The organism is Aquimarina sp. AWH4_224 (assembly GCF_056160245.1).
The window spans coordinates 68,946-88,730 of sequence record NZ_JBSWWU010000006.1 but is presented as its reverse complement, the minus strand read 5'-3'; the positions used below and the strand labels follow the sequence as shown (position 1 = coordinate 88,730).

Below are 19,785 nucleotides of genomic sequence, written 5' to 3'. Positions count from 1 at the left end.
GAAAATCTGATGTATAGTAGGTGTTTAATACGATGTAAGAAGATATGAGTTTTAATAAACTGAAATATGGAAACTGTCTGTTTCTAATCTGCCCTACGGACCATATAGAAAATGTCTTGAGTCAAACTTGTAGCACGAAAGCATTTTTCTATACGGCCCTTGGGGCCAGTTTTAATTGGGATGTTCCGACTCAGCAAAGTCTTACAACCCTAATTAAAAAGCAAAAGATTACTCAAGCTGTTTTTATTACAAAACACACTAATTTGTTTTATAAAGAAGCGCTTGAATCTGATTGTGAATCTCTTTTTCAGGTAAATAATACGTTACTGGCATTGGATAAAACGTTGCCAGATTGCTTCTTACAACAAAGTCATCCGATGTTAAGAACGATGCTCCTGGCTTCAAGACATTTACAAAAACAGCAAAGAGATGTTCTGAGAACTTCGATTTTGGGGCAAACTTTGAAAAAGTACAAGGTAGTTACCCGAAGCTTTGTGTATCATTCTGATAATGCGGTTTTTTATTCACCGGGAACCATCGAGAGAAGAGTGTTGGCTCATGGAAAGGTGCCACTCAATTAATAACATAAATGATGTCTAGGTTCATTCTTTTTTTAGTTGTTATACTCCATTTCACTTCTTGGTCCCAAGAGGGAGATCAAAACTTTCCTCCTCCTGAAACCCCAGAAGAAATAAGAGCTACCAGAACTGCTGGAAAAATAACTATTGATGGTAAATTGAATGAAACCGATTGGCAAAATGCAACCCCAATTACAAACTTTTTCAGAGTAGAACCGGTACAAGGAGGAGCTATTAAAAATCCAACCACGGTTCGCGTACTTTTTGATAATTCAAATCTATATTTTGGAGTGTTTGCAGCAGATTCATTAGGTAGAGCAGGGGTGCGAATGCAGGATCTAAGACGAGATTTTAATAGTGGAGAAAACGATGTGTTTGGTATTCAAATAGATGCTCAAAACACTAAGCAATATGCTGCGTCATTTCAGACCACACCTTACGGTAATCAACTAGATTTACAGAGTTTTAATGATAGTAATTCTGATCGGGATTGGAATGCTTTGTGGAGTGTTCGAACACAGCGAACAGATGAGGGATATTATGCAGAATTTGCAATCCCTTTTAAATCTATACGCTATGATAAACCGGTAGATGGTATTCCAGTAACATGGGGGATTACTTTTTATAGATTAGCCAGGAAGGATTTTGAAAAAACTGTTTTTCCGGCCATTCCCCAGTCTTTTTCGCAAAATAGAATGGTATATGCGGCCAAACTTACGGGTTTAGAAGTACCACCGCCTTCTGCCAATATTCGTGTAGAACCCTATGCACTATATCAATACGATGAGAATAAGGCGGGGAGTATGATTACAGATAAATCGAACGAACCCAAAATAGGGGGAGATGTTAAATGGGCAATCAATCCTAATGCGGTTTTGGATCTTACCATTAATACCGATTTTGCACAGGCTGATGTGGATAGGGCGGTAAATAACTTAGAACGATTTAATATTTTCTTTCCAGAGAGGCGTCAGTTTTTCTTAGAAAACTCTGGTATTTGGGCCGGAGGGGGGAACTCGCAATTACGTCCATTCTTTAGTAGAACCATTGGATTAGAAAACACCTTTAATGCTGCACCAGCTCCTTTGGATGCTGGGGTAAGGTATACTGATAGAAATGAAAATCGGACGATTGCAGCACTTGCAGTTCGCCAACGCGATACCGATAATAGTCCTGCCAGTACGTTTGGAGTGGCTCGATATATGCAAAACTATGGCAAAGAGAATAATGTTGGAGCTATGGTGACCTATAGATTGGATGACTCTTCAAGCAATTTGGGAGTTTCTTCTCAAAATAACACTACCATTTCCATTGATGGTTTTATACGGCCAAAAAGCGAGATTACTATTTCCTATCTATTGTCTACTTCACTGGATAGTGAAGGGGATACCGGGTATGCCGGGAGATTGTTTGCCGGGGCTAGAACCAATAAATATTACTTAGGATACCTCAATACATTTGTGAGTAATGCATATGCCCCGGATATGGGATTCGTTTTTCAAAAAGATGTGATGTATCATAGCCCAGGTGGGTATGCTATTGTAAGACCAAAAAGCTTGCCTTTTGTGAGAAGATGGGATCCGGGAGCATTTTTCAACTATTACCACGATTTTGAGGATTTTGGAAATTTTCAACAAGCTAGTATCTATATTTTCCCAATTTATACCTGGTTCAAAGACAATAGCTTTGTCGAAGCATCATTTACTCCTACCTGGCAAAATATTAACTTCAATTTTGCTCCATTGGGTCTGGAAATTGAACAAAGAGAATATCAATATACTCGATTTTTGCTACGATATAATACCGATCAATCCAAAAAAATATCGGGGTCAATTCGATATGATTTTGGAAATTTCTATAACGGTAAACGAACTACAATTACCGCTGGATTGCGGTATGCACCAATTCCCCATATTGCACTATCTGCGGATTATGAACATAACAATATAGATGACGTAGGAATTTTAGAACAAGATTTGAATACCGATTTATATACAGCCAGTCTAAGACTTGCCCTGAACCCAAGAGTCCAACTGTCGACTTTTTATCAATACAATAGTTTTGATGAGCAAGGAAGATGGAATGTACGTTTTAGTTGGGAATATATGCCTTTATCATTTATCTATTTGGTATTTAATGATACGCAAACCGAAGCTTTTGACCCTATACAACGCACCACACAGTTCATTAGTAAAATTACCTTTTTAAAACAGTTTTAATCATATGAGTCCAATCCCAATATATGTTGTTTCAAGAAATATTAGAAAAACAAAACTCCCGAAAATGAGATATTATAAAGTACTACTGCTGTTATGCTTGTTCTTTCTTTCAGCGTCATTTAGCAGTTCTCATCCCGTTAAATTGACATCTTCGTTAATTGAATATAGTGCTAAAAAAAGCACGTTTGCTATGGAGTGCAGGCTCTTTATAGACGACTTCTCATTTAGTATCAATGATACGTTTACCAAGGATATCAATCTATCTAACCTATCCAAGGAAGATATTAAAGGGATTGAAAACTATTTTGCACGATATTATAAGGTATCAATCAACAATGAGTATTTCCCTTTTAAATACGAATCTTCAGAAGTGATGGAAAAGAACAATATCATCACCATAAAGTTTTATCGAGATGTTCCTAAAATTAAAGAGGGAGATCAAATTTGCATAGAAAACACCTTGTTATTTGAAGAATTTGGATTTCAACAATCTAATCGAATTACGGTGAGTATACCTCCATTTGTTGATGAGAATTATTTTGATGTTACCACCTACGATGAACCAATAACTTTTAATTTATAATATACGAAGATACCTATGGACAATTTAAGTTCTTTTTTTATTAGTGGATGGGAGCATATCGTGGATATCCATGCCTATGATCATTTATTATTTGTAATGACCTTATGTGCAGCTTTCAAGCTAGAACAATGGAAGCAGATTTTGGTCATTATTACTGCTTTTACAATAGGTCATAGTGGAACGTTGATACTTAGTGCTTTGGATATCATTCCAGCCAATTCTAAGCTTATCGATATGTTAATTCCGTTCACTATTATGATTACAGCATTGGCAAACATTATCAACTATAACAAGCACGGTAAATTTTCTGATACTAAATTCAAGTATGGTATCGCACTTATTTTCGGTTTAATTCACGGTTTGGCATTTGCAAGTAATTTTAAGTTTATGCTATTTAACGATAGCATCATTATGCCATTGTTTGCATTTAATATTGGTATAGAAGTGGGTCAGCTATTTATTGTATTCCTGTTTATGATTTCCTTATGGATCTATACTAAGTTTATCAAAGGAGAGCATTTTAAATGGAATTTATTTGTCTCTGGAGCTGGTTTTGGAATCGCAGGGACAATTTTATTAAATGCGATTAATGGAGGGTGATATATAACTTTGTTATTGTTATTTTTGATAAAGCAAAATATCTTGTAAACGCTATGACTTTTTTAAGCAGTCGTATTATAGTAGATAGAATCATAATGTTGGTTACAATATGTTTGATTTGTATTTCTTGTAAAAAGCAAGTGCAAGAGCCTCTAGAACAAAATGCTATAGACCGGGAAAAGATAGATGCCGTTTTTGATAAAAATGTATCCAAAGTGTTGTTGGATCATTTGTATGTAGTAGTGGATAGTGTTACTTATGCTAGATTAACAAAAGACAATCTGTGGAAAGCTGCTTATGGCAGAATGGACCTTGGTCTACCGGATTTTGCACCACTTAATGAGCAGGAACATTCTTCGACCTGTTACCTTAGAGGACATCAGCATTATATTGAAATTTTAGGACCAAATAATAAATATAATGAACCCGTAGGGAAAAGTGGTATTGGGTTTTCTTTGAAAAATAATAATGAGCATTTTCATCTAGGTGTGGTTCCTAAAATTAGAAAGACAGAAGACTCTCTTTTATATGCCTCAGAAACTGTGGATATGCCGCTAAAAGGAGATCAACATACTTGGTTTAAGGCGTTTTATACACCAAGCCCGGGTACTGCTTTACATACCTGGTATGCTTTTTATGATCCTGCTTTTTTGGAAACCTTGTTTGAGAAATCTTTTGATTCTTATTCTCGTTCGGCTTTTCTAGAAACCGCTTACACCGAACAGAAACTTTTTAATGGAATAGAAGAAATTCATCTCAGTTGTATACCAGAGGATTATATACGAATTGCCCGAGAGTTAAGATATTTAAGTTGTAGACTTTTGGAAAGAAAAGGTAATGTGCTTACTATTGCAGGGGGTGATGTTAAAATTTATATTACACCTTCAGACGAAATAGAGTACAGTAGAATTACACAACTTGTTTGCCGATTAAACGGACATGATCATAGTACTACCCATTTGGGGAATTTGACCATTACAAACAACGACACACAGTCCGTTTGGGATTTTGATACGCTTTATGAAAATAACCCTTGAAAAGAATTGACTAATACTTAAAACTATATTAAAATGAACAAAAACGCTAATCACTTAATTATTGCAGTATGCCTGGCCATATTTATGATTGCAGGGTGTAAACAGGAGAAAAAAACTACTGATGAAGAAGAAGCAGTAGATACTGCTACTGAAACCACCGAAAAAGTAGAAGAGCCAAAAATTACACTAGAAAAATTGAAAGGCTCTCCTGCATATGCTGATGCTTCATTAATTTTGGATGGAGAAGAAACTATTAAAGGGCAAGCCGGAGAAATGGATTTTGCTTTCAAAGTAGAGAACTATGAATTAGGAGCTCAAACTGAAGGAGAAAATGCTCAAAAATTAGCAAATTCTGGAAAAGGACAACATATCCATTTCATTCTGAATAACCAGCCGTATTCTGCACATTATGAACCAACATTTAAAAAAGAAGTGCCAGAAGGTGTTCATCATTTGGTGGCTTTTTTAAGCCGATCTTTTCATGAATCGGTAAAGAATGAAAATTCTGTGGTAGTTCGTAAATTAGAAATAGGGGAGAACCCAGAAGATGCTGTTGGTCTGGATATGAAAGCTCCAACACTTATTTATAGCCGACCAAAAGGAGAGTACAAGGGTAAAGATACACAAGCGGTGTTATTAGACTTTTTTGTACTTAATACTACTTTGTCAGAAACTGGGAATAAAGTTAAAGCTACTATCAACGGTAACGAATTTATGATTACCGAGTGGGTACCTCATGTTATGAAGGGGTTACCTATGGGAGAGGTTACTATTCAACTAGAATTATTAGATGCTTCAGGAGCATTACTTCCTGGTCCATTTAATAAGGTAACTCGTACTGTTACCTTGAAAGAAGAATAACAAACTACTTTAGAAAAGTGAAAAGCCTGTGTTGTTTAGGACACAGGCTTTTTTTTGTTTTAGTTTTATTTCCTTAGAATAATTTCATCTATGACATTTAGCGTATCTGGGTTGATCACTTTCATGGATACTTTTTTTCCATCTACGTAAAAGAGACAGACCGCATTCTCAACGCTAAAGGCTTCAGTGAATTTGCTCCATGGTAACACTTCTTGAGCGTAGTATGGTGCTCCCGAAGCTCCATTGTTGATTTGAAAAATAGGTCTTGATACATTTAATTTTTTATGAGGATAGTTGTCCGGATAGATCGGAACTTCTTTGGTCAATTTCAAACGATTGTAATTATGTTCATCACCAGTAAGCACGCCCACCACCTTTTGACTTTGGTTGATTAAAATATCTAAGTACTCATCTCTACGTTCTAGAATCCCTTTTGCTAGTGGTTTGCCAGCTACTACAGGTCTTTTCTCATTATTTCCGCTATACCACATATCATCACGACTATGGCCTCCATTAGGGAATACTGGGGTGTGTTGAGTTACAAAAATATGATCGATGTTGGTATTCGCTTCTAATTCTGCAACGGTTTTTTTGAGCCACGACAATTGATTATCCATAATGTACCCGTGCAATCCACCGGATGTTGATGTATTTCTTGATAAGCTTGGAGCATACCAATAATCACTATTTAAAACGATAACTGCTAGGTTGTCGTAAACGTAATGAAATACATTTTCGGCATAACTCGGAAAATCAACTTCGTTTTGATCTGGGTCATATGGGCTCCCGTCTTCACTTTTTAGACTAGTGTTCAGAGGGTTTACAAAGGCTTCGGCGAAAGCAGCTTCTGCAGAAGCGGTATGAAAAGGAAACTTATCCACGAACCCTCTGCTTTGTCCTTGATCATTTCTGAATATATGTCCAAGAGCTTCATGATTTCCCATGCCCACTTGAAAAGGCATGTAATGCCAAAAAGGTTCTACTGCTTTTTTCCAATTGGTATATTGCAATTGCGTTTCCTCATTAGTGGTCAAATATCCATTGATCATGTCTCCACTGAATTGCACAAAAGTGGCATTATTCGAATAGGCAACAGCAGCCATTTTTTTCATAATATAGGCGTTAGCTCCATAGATTTTACGTTCTCCTCCGCCAGTGGCATGTCGACTATCACTGGTATATGCAAAAACAAACGGTTTACGACTTCCTGGATTAGGTGCAGTAGTAAGATGATATTGTTGTTCAAATACACCATATGCAACCTTATACACATATTTTTGTGAAGGTTTCAAATTGGTAACAGTGATCTCGTGATGTGTTCCTTCAGGGCTTTCAATAATCCGATTATCAATATGCAATTGCGCTTTTGTCGGGATGGTGGTATTGAACCAAACTGTAGCGCTAGTATCTGTAAGTTTGTTTACAAAAGGACCTTCGTACATGGTTGGGACAGCTTCAAAAGGACCTTTTCCTTTTAAAGAAATTTCTCCATCATATACAATCATTCCATCTTTATCTTTTAATCGATATCCGAAATGTAATTGTTCTTTTTCTTGCCAATCCACAAAATCATATGGATACCTAAAATCCTTTTTAATATTGATTTCTGCTTTTCCTTCGACCAATGTTTTAACAAAACGGAAAACAGGTAAAGGATGCGGTGCTTTTCCATAAGGGATAAGACCGTAGGTGATACTTCCTTCAAAATCTCCAAAATCTAAGACAACACCGTCTTCGGTTCCTTTGGGGTTTCCAAACAGCTGTTGTAATGAATATTGGGCAACTGCTTTTGCAGCATAATAACGTTGATCTCCATCAGCAAGATATAGCCCTTTTTCATCACTATGGATATTGCTATAACTTTTAGGGACTTGTACATTTTTGTCTTGGGCTTCTAGTATAGATACCATAAAAAGGAACCCAATGTAAATTATGTTTTTCATTTAATGTGTGAATTATAAAATTGTGTAGTAATAACGAAATTGAATATAAACTATAGTTTATTAAAAAATTACTATTGCTTAAAAATTTTAGTGATTTTTTCTTTTATAGCTAAGGGGATAGTTTTAGGTGTTTACTGAATTAATTTACCAGTTGCATCCTTAATGATATAGTTGCAATGATCCACATCATCAAGATTGAGTATAAGAACACCCGTGATTTCTACTAATTGATCGGTCTTGAAATTGGGTTTTTTGCTAAACATAATCTCCAGAACACTCTCTGGGCCAGCTCCTCCACAAAAGAAGCAAGATGCTCTAGGATTTTTAGAGAGTAAAAAGAATTCATCATCTTCTAGAGAAAAATCCAAAAAATAACCTTTGATACTCACTCGACGACCTTCATGAGACTTTATGCCAGGTCCAAACTTTGGTTTTAAAAAGATATCATCATATACTGGGCTGTACACATTAGAAAACTTCACATCGGCAAAGTCTTCCCAGGTTAATTGTTCCTGAGAAAATGCACTGTTGCTAACGATCAGAAATAGGACTACCAGAATTATTTTATGCATTCGAGATTGTTTTTGATACATTCAGCCTAAATATAGATAAAGAAGCCATAATCGCAGCCAAAAAGGTCGTTAAAATTACCAGAAATAGTATTAAAAGCTCCCTATTGTCTGGAAGGCTAAACGCAAAACTATACCCATATAGATCTTGCGTAAAAAAGGAAAGCAGCCAGGCACCGAATCTACCAAGTAACCATCCTAGAAGGAAACCGAATACTGACAAGAACAACGCTTCAAAAAACACCAGTTGTAACAACTGAATCGAGCTGGCCCCGTAGGTCCGTAATAGCGCTAATTCTTGTTTTCTTTCCCGGACTGTTTTTATGAGATTAATAAATATGCTAAGACCCGCAACTATCAATATAATAAGGGCGATACTATTTATAGCTTGAAAACCTATACCTAAGAAATCCATCAATCGCTCTATTTCAAATTTAGGAAGTGCAGCTTGCATTGATGTTTGCTCATTGATGTATCTGGAAAGTTGTAAAGTCGCCAAAGGGTTTCTGAATTTTACGAGTAAGGAAGTAATTTCTCGTTCATCCTCATGTTGTTCATGATTGTCATGCTCTCCTTCATGTTCTTTGTGATCATTATGCTCTTCTGCGTGTTTATCATCGTGTTCTTTGTGATCATCGTGCTCTCCTTGGTGTTCGTTATGCTCTTCATCATGTTTTTCGTGGTCGTCATGCTCTTCTGCGTGTTCCTCTTCATCTCCATGTTCATGTACCTCCCAAATACTTTCCAGGTTGGTAATGATAAGATGATCGATTACAGATCCTGTAGGTTCTAATATGCCAACAACGGTAAAAGGCTTTTCGTCATGAGTTTCGAGAGCATTGTCTGCCAAACCATGAGCACTAACCAAGGTGCTTCCAAGCTGTAAATTCAGTTTTTGAGCTGCATAGCTTCCCAATACTACCTCAAAAGATTTTTCAAACAATTTTCCTTCACGTAGTTTTGCCCCGTATTGTGTTAGATAAGTATCATAAGTGCCCAAAATCCTATATCCCTTGTAGTTATCTCCATAAGAAACTGGAATCACCTCTTTTACCATAGGGTTCTTGCTAATCTTCATAGCGTCTTTTAAGAGGATATTTCCAGTAGGATTGTCAATATGCAAGACAGAAGAAAGCACCAGTTGTAATGGACTTCCTTTTGCACCAATAACCATATCGAATGGTTTTATGTTGCTTTCTAAATGTTGGTTAAGTTGATTTTTGATTTGCAATATAAACGTAGCCAACGAAATACTAAACATTAGCAGTAAAATACTTAAAAAAGTATTTAAAGGTTTAGAAATTAGATTCTTGTATGCTAGATATAACAACTTTATAGGATTATATGGTTATCAAAATGGGATTTAACTCTTTGATCATGAGTAATGATCACTAAATTACTCTTGCATATTTCAGCTTCTTTTTTGAGCAAGGAGATCACTTTTTCACAATTCACATCATCGAGATTGGATGTGGGTTCGTCTGCTAATAGTATTTTTGGTTTATGAATAACCCCAAGAGCTATTGAAAGACGTTGTTGTTGTCCTTCACTTAATTCGTACACTTTTTTATTTTGAAGATCAGAGAGGCCAAGTTGCATGATCAATTGCTCCTTACGGTATCGATCATTTTTCGTTTTAGAAATTCGCTCGCGTAGGCTGAGGTTTTCTATTAAGGATAAGGATTTTATAAAATAGCTACGTTGAAATATTAATCCTATATGTTGCCCTCTGAATTTGTCCAGTTGTTTTCTGGAGAGAGTGTTTAGATGCGTATTGGCGACAAAAATATCACCACTTTGTGCTGGTAATAAACCAGCCAAAAGGTGTAATAGTGTGGTTTTACCTACTCCCGAAGGGCCCAATATCAAGAGATCTTGTTTAGGTCCTATATTGATGTCAGGAAAAGATAAAGTCCCATTTTTTGAGTCCTGATATGAAAACTGAAGAGATTGGGTACGTAACATAAGATTGTTTGAGCAAAAATAAATAAATTTAATTAACGCAACAAAGTCGCATTTATAAAATTATAGTATCTTTGCACTCTTGGAATATAAACATTTTTTCTTTTGAATATATCTTTCATACGAAATAACTCGGATACTGTAGGAATTGTTGCAAGCACTCTATGTTTGGCTCATTGTTTATTAACGCCATTTCTTTTTATGGCACATAGTAGTGTAGTGATGTTTGGAGATACTCCAACCATATGGTGGAAATCTATAGATCTTGTTTTTTTAGTGCTTTCTTTTTTTGCTATTCGTAGATCAGTTAGAACTACTTCAAAACCAAATATTAGATATGCCTTTTGGAGCAGTTGGTTATTTTTATTAGGAATTATTGTTAATGAAAAACTGGCTATTGTTCCATTACCCGAAGAGATCATTTATATAGGGTCGTTATCGCTTGTGATTTTGCATTTTTACAATTTGAAATATTGCCAGTGTAAAAAAGAATGTTGTACCACTAATTAGTGTAAAATGAATAAAAATGAAATAGAAATGATGGGTGATTCGCATGTTTCTAGTGCTACAGAAACCCCATTGAGAGCTGATGCCTTTGAAAAATCAGATGATGCTAAAATTGAAAGGATTCAACATCATTTTTCAGAAATTATGAAAGAACTAGGGCTTGATTTGACCGATGATAGCCTTTCGGGAACTCCTTATAGAGTTGCCAAGATGTATGTAAAGGAGCTTTTTTATGGGTTGAATCCAAAAAACCGACCTAAAGTTTCGACTTTTGATAATAAGTATGAGTATCAAAAAATATTAGTAGAACAAAATATCACCATAGACTCTGCCTGTGAGCACCATTTTTTACCCATTGTAGGTAATGCTCATGTGGGGTATATTCCCAAAGATAAAGTGGTAGGATTATCAAAACTAAATAGGTTGGTGGATTATTATGCACATCGACCGCAAGTACAGGAAAGGCTTTGTTTGCAAATTCTAAGAGATCTCCAAAAAACCTTAGGAACAGAAGATGTTATTGTGGTGGTAAATGCCAAACATCTTTGTGTGTCTTCAAGAGGGATTAAAGATAAAAGCAGCTTCACGACTACCGTAGAGTTTGGAGGACAATTTGCAGATCCTATGATAAGAAAAGAGTTTTTTGATATGGTAAGTTTTCAACTAGATTAGACGAAATTGTAGGAGTACCTTTCTATTGTAAAAGGACCAAATTTCACTAATATGTTGAGAATAAGTACTAGGAAATAATGTTAAATAACGATTTTAATGAGATAATTGTTATTAAAATACTATTTTTAAGTGCCTTAACCTACATTTTTTCTTTTTTTGAATTATCATGTATTCTCTTTATTAGTGCTTCAGGAAGAAGAAGTTTCTAACTCTATACTTCAAAATATTATTGGAGTTGTAGTGACCGTTGGAATCGTTTCTATTTGTGTCTATTATGTGCTTCGGTATATGGAGTCTGTATATTATAAACACAAGCAAAAACCTTATTTTATTCACTTTTATCCTTCTCTTAAAAAACTACCCTCTTATCTCGAAGAGTTTTTAGAGGAAAATGATTTCTACAAGTCTCTCGATAAAAAAAGGAGAAAATATTTTGAGCATAGATGTGCCCGCTTTTTGGAAGAAATTCGTTTCGTGGGCAGAGAAGGGTTGGTAGTAGATGGATTTATGAAGATGCAGATTACTATGATGTTTATCCAACTTACTTTTGGGATGAGACATTATTTGTTGGCATATTTAAGTACCATTATATTATATCCAAAGTCCTTTTATTCGATTCTAAATCAAACAGAAAATATTGGAGAATTTAACCCTCGATCCAAAGCATTAGCATTGTCCTGGAAACATTTTCTAAAAGGAAAACAAAACAAGGATCACGGTAGGAATCTTGGTGTGCACGAAATTACGCATGCGATTCATTACAATTCTATTAAGAAGAATGATATTAGCTCCGAAATCTTTTATGATACATTTTTGGAACTAGAGGAATATTTGGGTGCGATAGAAATACGAAAACAAATTGTAGAAGCCAACCTGCTACGAGAATATGCGTTTACCGATAAGTTCGAATTTATTGCGGTGCTTATTGAGGTATTTATGGAATCTCCAGATAAGTTAAAGGCTAAATTCCCCAATATTTATGGGTATGTAGTGCGCATGCTTAATTTTAGATATTTTGAAGAATTACACTAGTTTTTGATAGAAAGGGAGTATATTTAATTTATAAAACAATCAATGTATTAGTATATGGAAGAATTTCAGCAAGTATTACCAGTAAGCTCACTATCGGACGAAAAAAGAGTAGCATTTTATAAAAAAACATATACCCATTTGGCGATGGCCGTTTTGCTTTTTGTAATCGTAGAATGGTTCTTTTTTCAAGTAGATGCTATTGTAGAATTTGCATTTTCAATGACACAAGGATTTAGGTGGTTAATTATGCTAGGAGGATTTATGTTGGCCACTTCTTTTGCCGAGAGAATGGCTTTTAAAAATCATAATATCAATCAGCAATATCTAGGACTTCTATTATATGTGGTTGCTGAAGCCTTTATTTTTATTCCACTTATCGGGATTGCAATGATGATTGCCGAAAGTGGAGGAGAGAATATCCTTTACCAGGCAGCAATTCTTACGTTGTCCCTTTTTACAGGTTTATCTGCCATAGTTTTGATCACCAAAAAAGATTTTTCTTTTCTGAAATCAGCATTAACGATTGGATTTTTTATCGCTTTGGGATTGATCGTAGGAGGTATGATATTTGGATTTAACTTGGGCTTATGGTTTAGTGCAGGAATGGTTGTGTTGGCTTCGGGGTCTATATTGTATCAGACGTCTAATATGGTTCATAAATATGCCGAAGATCAATATGTAGGAGCTTCTTTAGGTTTGTTTGCCTCGCTAATGCTACTCTTTTGGTATATCCTAAGTATTTTAATGAGATTGAGCGGAGACTAACTGTCAAGAAAATTATATAACAAAGCCAAATCCTACAACAGTGTTTGGCTTTTTTATTGATGTATTTTTTGAGAAATGGTACTCAAAATTGTTTTGGCATGTATTCTGGAGTTTTCAATAAACCAAATATGAGTGTCCATCCCTCCACAGATAACACCTGCCAAGAATAGATTTTCTATATTAGTTTCCATGGTTTCCTCATTATATTGTGGATGTAATTTCTGATCGTCAGAAAGTTGTATTCCTATTTTCCGCAGAAACTCAAAATTAGGTTTATACCCGGTTAGTGCCAGTACATAATCATTTTCAATACTCAGTGCTCCATCGGGAGTATCTAATACTAAACTATCTTTCGAAATTTCTTTGATAGTGGTATTATAATAAGCCTTAATACTTCCTTCGTTGATTCGGTTTTCGATATCTGGACGTACCCAGTACTTCACTCGCCTTCCAATCTCTGGTCCACGCACGATCATAGTGACTTCGGCTCCTTTGCGGTAACATTCTAGAGCAGCATCAACAGCAGAATTACTGGCTCCTACTACGGCAAGTTTCTGTTTGGCAAAAAAATGAGGATCCTTATAATAATGAGATACTTTTGGCAACTCCTCTCCAGGAACATCTATCGTATTTGGGATATCATAAAAACCAGTAGCAACAATCACAAAAGATGCTGTGTATGCTTCTTTTTCTGTAGTAATTGAGAAAGAATTCCCTTCTTTCTTTACCTCATTTACTTTTTCGAATAAGTTGATGTTGAGATCGTTTGAAGTCACAATTCTACGATAGTACTCTAATGCTTCATTACGTTTAGGTTTGGCTTCCTTACTAATAAAAGGAATATCATCAATCTCCAACTTTTCAGATGAAGAAAAGAACTGCATATTGATGGGGTAATTGAATAAGGAGTTCACAATAGGGCCTTTTTCCAAAATAAGATAATCGATTCCGTTTTTTTTTGCTTCCAACCCACAGGCAATCCCAATAGGACCACCGCCAATAATTATTAAATCTATATGCTTCATTGCTAAAAAAATATCTATGAAAAGTTGTCGTTACCCAACAGCTTTTCTTACCGCCAAATACAGAGTAAAACTACTAATTTTAAAAGTTTTTAAAAGGGAAAAGGCAAGTTCTATTACAAAACTTGCCTTTTTTGAGATGAAATAGGAACAGGTTTATTTAATAACCAACTTTTTAACGGTACTCATTCCATCTACGACTACTTCTAAAAAATAATTACCTCCGGGAAATGCGGATGTATCCAATATGATGTTTTCGTCGGGAGCGAAGGTTTTTTCTACTAATTGATTTCCAGAATTACCTTTTAACCTTACGGTTATCGGATTTGATGATTGCCCTCCGATTACTTTAACTTTTACTCTTTTTTTTGCAGGGTTGGGGTATACTATGATTCGTTTTTTGATGTCTTTAATCGGTGGCGAAATCGGTTTTTTTTTGCCTTCTTCGATAATATAGAACTGATTCACTCTTAGGTTTTTGAAAGTGTCTACAGTTCCCGAAGGCCAGTAAATGGTTAAACTGTCTATTTTTGGAGATTTGTTAAGTCCAAAATGTGCTCTTAAACTATTGTGTCCCATAAATGTGTTTGAGGCCGAAATTTCCCTTTTTTGGGTCACCGTCTTTCCTTTTATTTTTGAGGTAAGCACTAATCTAGCTCCCAAAGCAGCTTTGTTGGATGGATTACCAATAAGTTTGAAGTTTGCAAAGTGATTTTTAATAAAAAGATCATTTCTGAATAGCCCTTTTAGGCTGTTGCCTACCACAAAAAAATCAAGATCACCGTCATTGTCATAATCTCCTATAGTGGCTCCTGTAGAATTTCCGCCGGTCAGGGTATTGATAAGATTCGATTCACTTTCGGTAAACGTTCCATCTCCGTTGTTGATATAGTATCCACTTCCTTCAGGATTAGATCCGGTAATAATAACATCCAGATCTCCATCGTTATCAAAATCTCCCCAAGCATTGGATAAATTTTGATTGTTTGCCGTTGTAAAAGGAGTACTAGTTTCTACATAATTTCCAGCGTTATTCACATAGAACTTGTTGGTGGTACCAGAATAGTTGGTTAAGCAAATATCCAAATCCCCATCATTATCATAATCAATGGCATTATAGCATTGACCATCTTGTGGATCTTCAGAAAATGAAAGCTCAGAAGTTGGGATTTTTTCAAATCCTTCTTGTCCGGTTTCTACCTGTAGGTTTTTGAATAGAAAATCAGGTTTAATCCCTGCAGGACCAGCAGCGGGACCACTAGCTATTAATAAATCAGTGTCTCCGTCTTCATCATAATCTGTCCAGTTGGACACCGTATATGCTGCTTTTTCGGTTAGAAACTCATAGGGTTCGGTGACTTCAGTAAATGAGCCATCGGCATTACCTCTATACAAGCGATTAGGAAAACTAAGAGGATTCAAAAAGCCATCTGCAAAGGTGAGTATAAAATCAAGATAACTATCGTTGTTGTAGTCACACCATTGTGTGCTCCATGTGCCAGAACTAATGGTGTTTAGTATGGTGTTTGCTTCTTCAAAGTTTCCATTACCATCATTGGTATATATTCGTGTTTGTAAAGTTGAGGGTGCAGAAAACCGAGAGTAAATAAGATCCAGATCACCGTCATTTTGATAATCTGCCCAACTGCATCCTACCAAGGCCGTTGCCGTAGGGATTGAATCACTACCCGAAGTCACTTCAAATTTTCCTTTTCCGAGATTTCTATAAATCGTTCCTCCATAGAATAGGTCGATCAATTGGTCATTGTCGATATCTGTCCACGAAGTCCCAAAATAGGTGCCACCAATTGTAGGTTCGGATACGATAGGATTGGAGGTATCTGTAATTAATGTAAATTTTTGGGAAAAAACAGTGAATGAAATACTGCAAAACATAAATAATAATAACGCTCTCATAAGCCCAGGTTTTAAAGATTGATGATTCTAAATTCTTCAAAAACAGGGGAGAAAGGGTTTAGAATTATAATTTTTTACTTCTTATTTATCTTGAACCACTATGTTTTGCTTTTTAAATTCTGAAGGCGTGCAGTTGAATTTATTTTTGAACGCAGTATTGAAGGTAGCTTTGTTGTTGAACCCAACATCAAAATAAATAGTTTTAATACTGGTTTCAGGATCTTCTAAAAGCATCTTTTTTGCTTCTTCCAAACGATAATCATTAATAAACTGATTAAAATTCTTTTGTGCTTTTTCATTAATCAGTTTAGATAAGGTGTGGCTGGAAAAACCAATCTTATCTGCCAAATGAACCAGCCTAAGGTTATTATCTAGGTAGGGTTTTTCTTTTGCAATATAGGAGAGTAGCTGTTGGTGAAATTCATTTTTTGTGGCTTCTGTTAACTCATTCTGATTAGAGTTTTTAATAAATAAATTAGCCAATAACTCTCCATTAAAAATAGAAGGTTCTTTATAAACCATATATCCCAGGCCGTATATGGCCAATGACATGGAAAATGAAATTCCGTAATCCCAGGCTACATTAAAGAACGAAAATCTAACCAGTGTATAATAACTGATATAAGAAATGGTAAATACCAGAAACAAATTAATTAATAAACGAATCCATTTCGTTCTAAGGATTTCAAATTCTGAGGTTTGTTTCCCCTTATATAAAGAGATAAAATCTTTTATGATTACAATGTAGATAATCAAGGATAAGGCTGCCAACCAAGGAGATTTAATAGACCAATAAAAATAAAACAGTTTTTCGTTATTGTAGTCTTGTATATTTTGAAAACCATTGGATTTCAAATAATAAATAGCATGCAATACAAAAGAGAGTAAGGCAGGGACATAATGATACCATCCTATTTTGAAAGATTTGTCATAAAACCTGGTAATATAGTGATATACCAAAGGACCAAAGGATAAATACCAGACCGCATCAAAAAAATACAAATGTGGGTATATGCTCCGGTATCTTGTCCAAAAAAAGACATATTGCAAGAGGATGAAAGAAAATCCTAGAATAAGTAGGATAATCGGTAGATTATGCGCTCTACTTCTTTTATGAAGACTTAATATGATGCTCAGGAAAAATCCAAACGAACTGACTAACAGGAATATCGAAGTCCAGGTGTCAAATGATGGAGATAATTCCTGAGGCATGACGAAGTTATTTAGGTTTTGATAATTGCTTTGAGCTCTTTTATGGTCTGAGTGGGATTATCACTTTTGAATACAAAACTTCCGGCTACAAGTACATCTGCACCAGCTTCTACCAGTTGTTTAGCATTTTTGCTGGTTACCCCACCATCTATTTCTATACGGGTGTTGGCACCATTTCTATCGATAATCTCTCTTAATTGTTTTACCTTTTTATAGGTGTTTTCTATAAAAGATTGCCCTCCAAACCCTGGATTTACACTCATTAAGCAGACCAAGTCAATATCGTTGATAGTATCTTCAAGCAAACTTACATTGGTATGAGGGTTAACCGCTACACCAGCTTGCATTCCTTCTGCTTTTATGGCTTGCAATGTACGATGAAGATGTGTACAGGCTTCATAATGTACCGTAAGGATATTGCTTCCAAGATCGGCAAAAGTTTTGATGTATCGATCTGGCTCTACAATCATTAAGTGTACATCAATTGTTTTGTTGGCATGTTTTACAATGTCCCGTAACACTGGCATCCCAAAAGAAATATTGGGTACAAAAACGCCGTCCATGATATCGATATGAAACCAATCTGCTTCACTATTATTGATCATTTCTACATCTCGTTGCAAATTTGCGAAGTCCGCCGCCAGAACAGATGGGGCAATAAGTTTTGAAGCCATAAAATTGTTTGTTTTTCGCAAAAGTACTATTTAACTTTCAATTTATAGCCTAGGAAAGCTTCATAAATTTTTGGGTCAAATACGATATGCTTTTAAAATGTTCGGGGTTATTGGTTTTTAATCTTTTTAAAAAATGTTGTAGTTCTTGATGGCTGCTTTGACTAGAAATTACAGTAAAAGAAGAGTGATACTCCGTAAAAGTGCTATTGTTGATTTCTTTATCCAGTATTTTAATCACATTGTAGTGTCGGGGATCTTCTTTTATTTTGTAAAATAAAGGGAGAATGACTTCTTTTTCACCTTCAAGAACCTGAAAAAAGTTTCCTTCAGAATGCATCAATATGCCGGTAATGTCTAATTGAGAATTGGTCCGTTTAACGTGCGCCATGATTTCCGAAAGCATGGTGTCGGATACATCGGGGCTAACGGTACTTACATAGCATATAGTATGCCTCATAGTATGAGCAATTGTGATACCCTCTAAATTACGATATTCTTAACTATTGTTTAGGTGTAATATCATTTTTTCTAGAAAATTTCACATAATTCGTTAAATATAACTTAAAGAAAAAACCTCCGGTAATCAGCCGGAGGTCATTCATCAATCAAAAAACGAACAGTTATGTTATAAAACTGTCTGTAGCCGCAATTTAGGAATTTATCCTAAATAAGTCTTTAATATTTTACTTCTAGATGTATGTTTTAATCTACGAATTGCTTTTTCTTTAATTTGTCGGACACGTTCACGTGTTAAATCGAACGTCTCTCCAATTTCTTCTAGAGTCATTGGATGCTGGTCTCCAAGACCGAAATACAGTCTAATTACATCCGCTTCTCTAGGTGTTAAGGTTTCCAAAGCACGCTCAATCTCCGTACGAAGTGATTCGTGCAATAGTGATCTATCAGGATTTGGAGATTCACCAGAATTTAATACATCATAAAGATTAGAATCTTCTCCTTCTACCAATGGTGCATCCATGCTTACATGACGTCCAGAATTCTTCATTGATTCTTTTACGTCATTGATAGTCATATCCAATTCCTTCGCAATTTCCTCTGCACTCGGTGGGCGCTCATGTGATTGCTCCAAAAATGCATAGGTCTTATTGATCTTATTGATAGATCCAATTTTATTCAAAGGCAATCTTACAATACGAGATTGCTCTGCCAACGCTTGTAGAATAGATTGACGAATCCACCAAACCGCGTAAGAAATAAATTTAAATCCACGAGTTTCATCAAAACGCTTAGCAGCTTTGATAAGACCAAGGTTTCCTTCGTTAATAAGGTCAGGAAGTGTTAATCCTTGATTTTGATATTGTTTAGCAACAGATACTACGAATCTTAAATTGGCTTTTGTTAATTTTTCAAGTGCTCTCTCATCACCAGCTTTGATACGTTGTGCTAATTCCACCTCTTCATCAGCAGTAATCAAATCTACCTTACCAATTTCCTGTAAATACTTATCTAGCGATGCAGTTTCACGATTCGTTACCTGCTTCGTAATTTTCAGCTGTCTCATCTATGTTCTCTTGAAATTTTGATTTATGAATAATTTAGGGCCTTTATTACTTATACGTAATATGTTACATAAATGTTACAAAAATGTTTAATTTTTATTTTTTCCCATCA

20 protein-coding genes are annotated in these 19,785 nt (G+C 35.5%); 10 read left to right on the top strand and 10 right to left on the bottom strand.

All coding sequences use genetic code 11. From position 1 onward, the window contains the following. The first annotated feature begins 44 nt into the window (after window positions 1-44). The 6 genes from ACXAGJ_RS12960 (at window position 45) to ACXAGJ_RS12935 (ending at window position 5,878) form a co-directional block, all read left to right on the top strand. Window positions 45-581, top strand: coding sequence for a hypothetical protein (locus tag ACXAGJ_RS12960; RefSeq protein WP_474840480.1), 537 nt, complete (start codon window positions 45-47; stop codon window positions 579-581). 8 nt (window positions 582-589) lie between these two features. Beyond that, window positions 590-2,797, top strand: a complete 2,208-nt coding sequence (locus ACXAGJ_RS12955) for a DUF5916 domain-containing protein (protein WP_474840478.1) — start codon at window positions 590-592, stop codon at window positions 2,795-2,797. 64 nt (window positions 2,798-2,861) lie between these two features. After that, complete coding sequence (locus tag ACXAGJ_RS12950; protein WP_474840476.1) at window positions 2,862-3,380, top strand: DUF6702 family protein; 519 nt, start codon at window positions 2,862-2,864, stop codon at window positions 3,378-3,380. Window positions 3,381-3,395: 15 nt separating this feature from the next. Next, complete coding sequence (locus ACXAGJ_RS12945; protein ID WP_474840474.1) at window positions 3,396-3,980, top strand: HupE/UreJ family protein; 585 nt, start codon at window positions 3,396-3,398, stop codon at window positions 3,978-3,980. Window positions 3,981-4,033: 53 nt separating this feature from the next. Continuing rightward, window positions 4,034-5,017: a DUF5829 family protein gene (locus ACXAGJ_RS12940; protein ID WP_474840472.1), complete on the top strand. Its 984-nt coding sequence runs from the start codon at window positions 4,034-4,036 to the stop codon at window positions 5,015-5,017. A 33-nt stretch (window positions 5,018-5,050) separates the two neighbouring features. Further along, a complete protein-coding gene (locus ACXAGJ_RS12935) occupies window positions 5,051-5,878 on the top strand; it encodes a hypothetical protein (RefSeq protein ID WP_474840470.1) in 828 nt (275 codons plus the stop codon). A 65-nt stretch (window positions 5,879-5,943) separates the two neighbouring features. On the opposite strand, the gene ACXAGJ_RS12930 is transcribed toward ACXAGJ_RS12935, so the two are convergent. From ACXAGJ_RS12930 to ACXAGJ_RS12915, 4 genes are all read right to left on the bottom strand, one after another. Beyond that, window positions 5,944-7,821, bottom strand: a complete 1,878-nt coding sequence (locus ACXAGJ_RS12930) for a hypothetical protein (protein ID WP_474840468.1) — start codon at window positions 7,819-7,821, stop codon at window positions 5,944-5,946. A gap of 131 nt (window positions 7,822-7,952) precedes the next feature. Continuing rightward, window positions 7,953-8,393, bottom strand: a complete 441-nt coding sequence (locus ACXAGJ_RS12925; protein WP_474840466.1) for a hypothetical protein — start codon at window positions 8,391-8,393, stop codon at window positions 7,953-7,955. Beyond that, window positions 8,386-9,720: an ABC transporter permease gene (locus ACXAGJ_RS12920; protein WP_474840464.1), complete on the bottom strand. Its 1,335-nt coding sequence runs from the start codon at window positions 9,718-9,720 to the stop codon at window positions 8,386-8,388. The genes ACXAGJ_RS12925 and ACXAGJ_RS12920 overlap by 8 nt, the downstream gene beginning before the upstream one ends. Window positions 9,721-9,722: 2 nt before the next feature. Further along, the gene (locus ACXAGJ_RS12915) at window positions 9,723-10,355 is read right to left on the bottom strand and encodes an ABC transporter ATP-binding protein (RefSeq protein ID WP_474840462.1); all 633 of its coding nucleotides are present in this window, start codon (window positions 10,353-10,355) and stop codon (window positions 9,723-9,725) included. 102 nt (window positions 10,356-10,457) lie between these two features. Here ACXAGJ_RS12915 and ACXAGJ_RS12910 point away from each other — a divergent pair, with 102 nt between their 5' ends. The 4 genes from ACXAGJ_RS12910 to ACXAGJ_RS12895 all read left to right on the top strand — a co-directional run bounded on the left by ACXAGJ_RS12910 (window position 10,458) and on the right by ACXAGJ_RS12895 (window position 13,328). Then, a complete protein-coding gene (locus ACXAGJ_RS12910) occupies window positions 10,458-10,862 on the top strand; it encodes a MerC domain-containing protein (RefSeq protein ID WP_474840460.1) in 405 nt (134 codons plus the stop codon). A gap of 6 nt (window positions 10,863-10,868) precedes the next feature. After that, on the top strand, window positions 10,869-11,531 hold the full coding sequence (gene folE, locus ACXAGJ_RS12905; RefSeq protein WP_474840458.1) for a GTP cyclohydrolase I FolE: 663 nt from the start codon (window positions 10,869-10,871) through the stop codon (window positions 11,529-11,531). Between the two features lie 156 nt (window positions 11,532-11,687). Continuing rightward, the gene (locus ACXAGJ_RS12900) at window positions 11,688-12,563 is read left to right on the top strand and encodes a zinc-dependent peptidase (RefSeq protein ID WP_474840456.1); all 876 of its coding nucleotides are present in this window, start codon (window positions 11,688-11,690) and stop codon (window positions 12,561-12,563) included. Window positions 12,564-12,617: 54 nt separating this feature from the next. Next, window positions 12,618-13,328, top strand: a complete 711-nt coding sequence (locus ACXAGJ_RS12895) for a Bax inhibitor-1/YccA family protein (RefSeq protein WP_474840454.1) — start codon at window positions 12,618-12,620, stop codon at window positions 13,326-13,328. Window positions 13,329-13,381: 53 nt separating this feature from the next. On the opposite strand, the gene ACXAGJ_RS12890 is transcribed toward ACXAGJ_RS12895, so the two are convergent. The 6 genes from ACXAGJ_RS12890 to ACXAGJ_RS12865 form a co-directional block, all read right to left on the bottom strand. After that, window positions 13,382-14,353, bottom strand: a complete 972-nt coding sequence (locus ACXAGJ_RS12890) for a YpdA family putative bacillithiol disulfide reductase (protein ID WP_474840452.1) — start codon at window positions 14,351-14,353, stop codon at window positions 13,382-13,384. A gap of 153 nt (window positions 14,354-14,506) precedes the next feature. After that, window positions 14,507-16,267, bottom strand: a complete 1,761-nt coding sequence (locus tag ACXAGJ_RS12885; RefSeq protein ID WP_474840450.1) for an FG-GAP-like repeat-containing protein — start codon at window positions 16,265-16,267, stop codon at window positions 14,507-14,509. 81 nt (window positions 16,268-16,348) lie between these two features. Beyond that, window positions 16,349-17,479, bottom strand: a complete 1,131-nt coding sequence (locus tag ACXAGJ_RS12880; protein ID WP_474840448.1) for an AraC family transcriptional regulator — start codon at window positions 17,477-17,479, stop codon at window positions 16,349-16,351. 11 nt (window positions 17,480-17,490) lie between these two features. Then, window positions 17,491-18,153 (bottom strand): ribulose-phosphate 3-epimerase, encoded by a 663-nt coding sequence (rpe, locus tag ACXAGJ_RS12875; protein WP_474840446.1) that lies wholly within the window; start codon window positions 18,151-18,153, stop codon window positions 17,491-17,493. A gap of 49 nt (window positions 18,154-18,202) precedes the next feature. Further along, entirely contained in the window at window positions 18,203-18,610 is a 408-nt protein-coding gene (locus tag ACXAGJ_RS12870; RefSeq protein WP_474840444.1) for a BLUF domain-containing protein, read from the bottom strand. Between the two features lie 201 nt (window positions 18,611-18,811). Beyond that, window positions 18,812-19,675, bottom strand: coding sequence for a sigma-70 family RNA polymerase sigma factor (locus tag ACXAGJ_RS12865; protein ID WP_027395748.1), 864 nt, complete (start codon window positions 19,673-19,675; stop codon window positions 18,812-18,814). Window positions 19,676-19,785 lie beyond the last annotated feature (110 nt).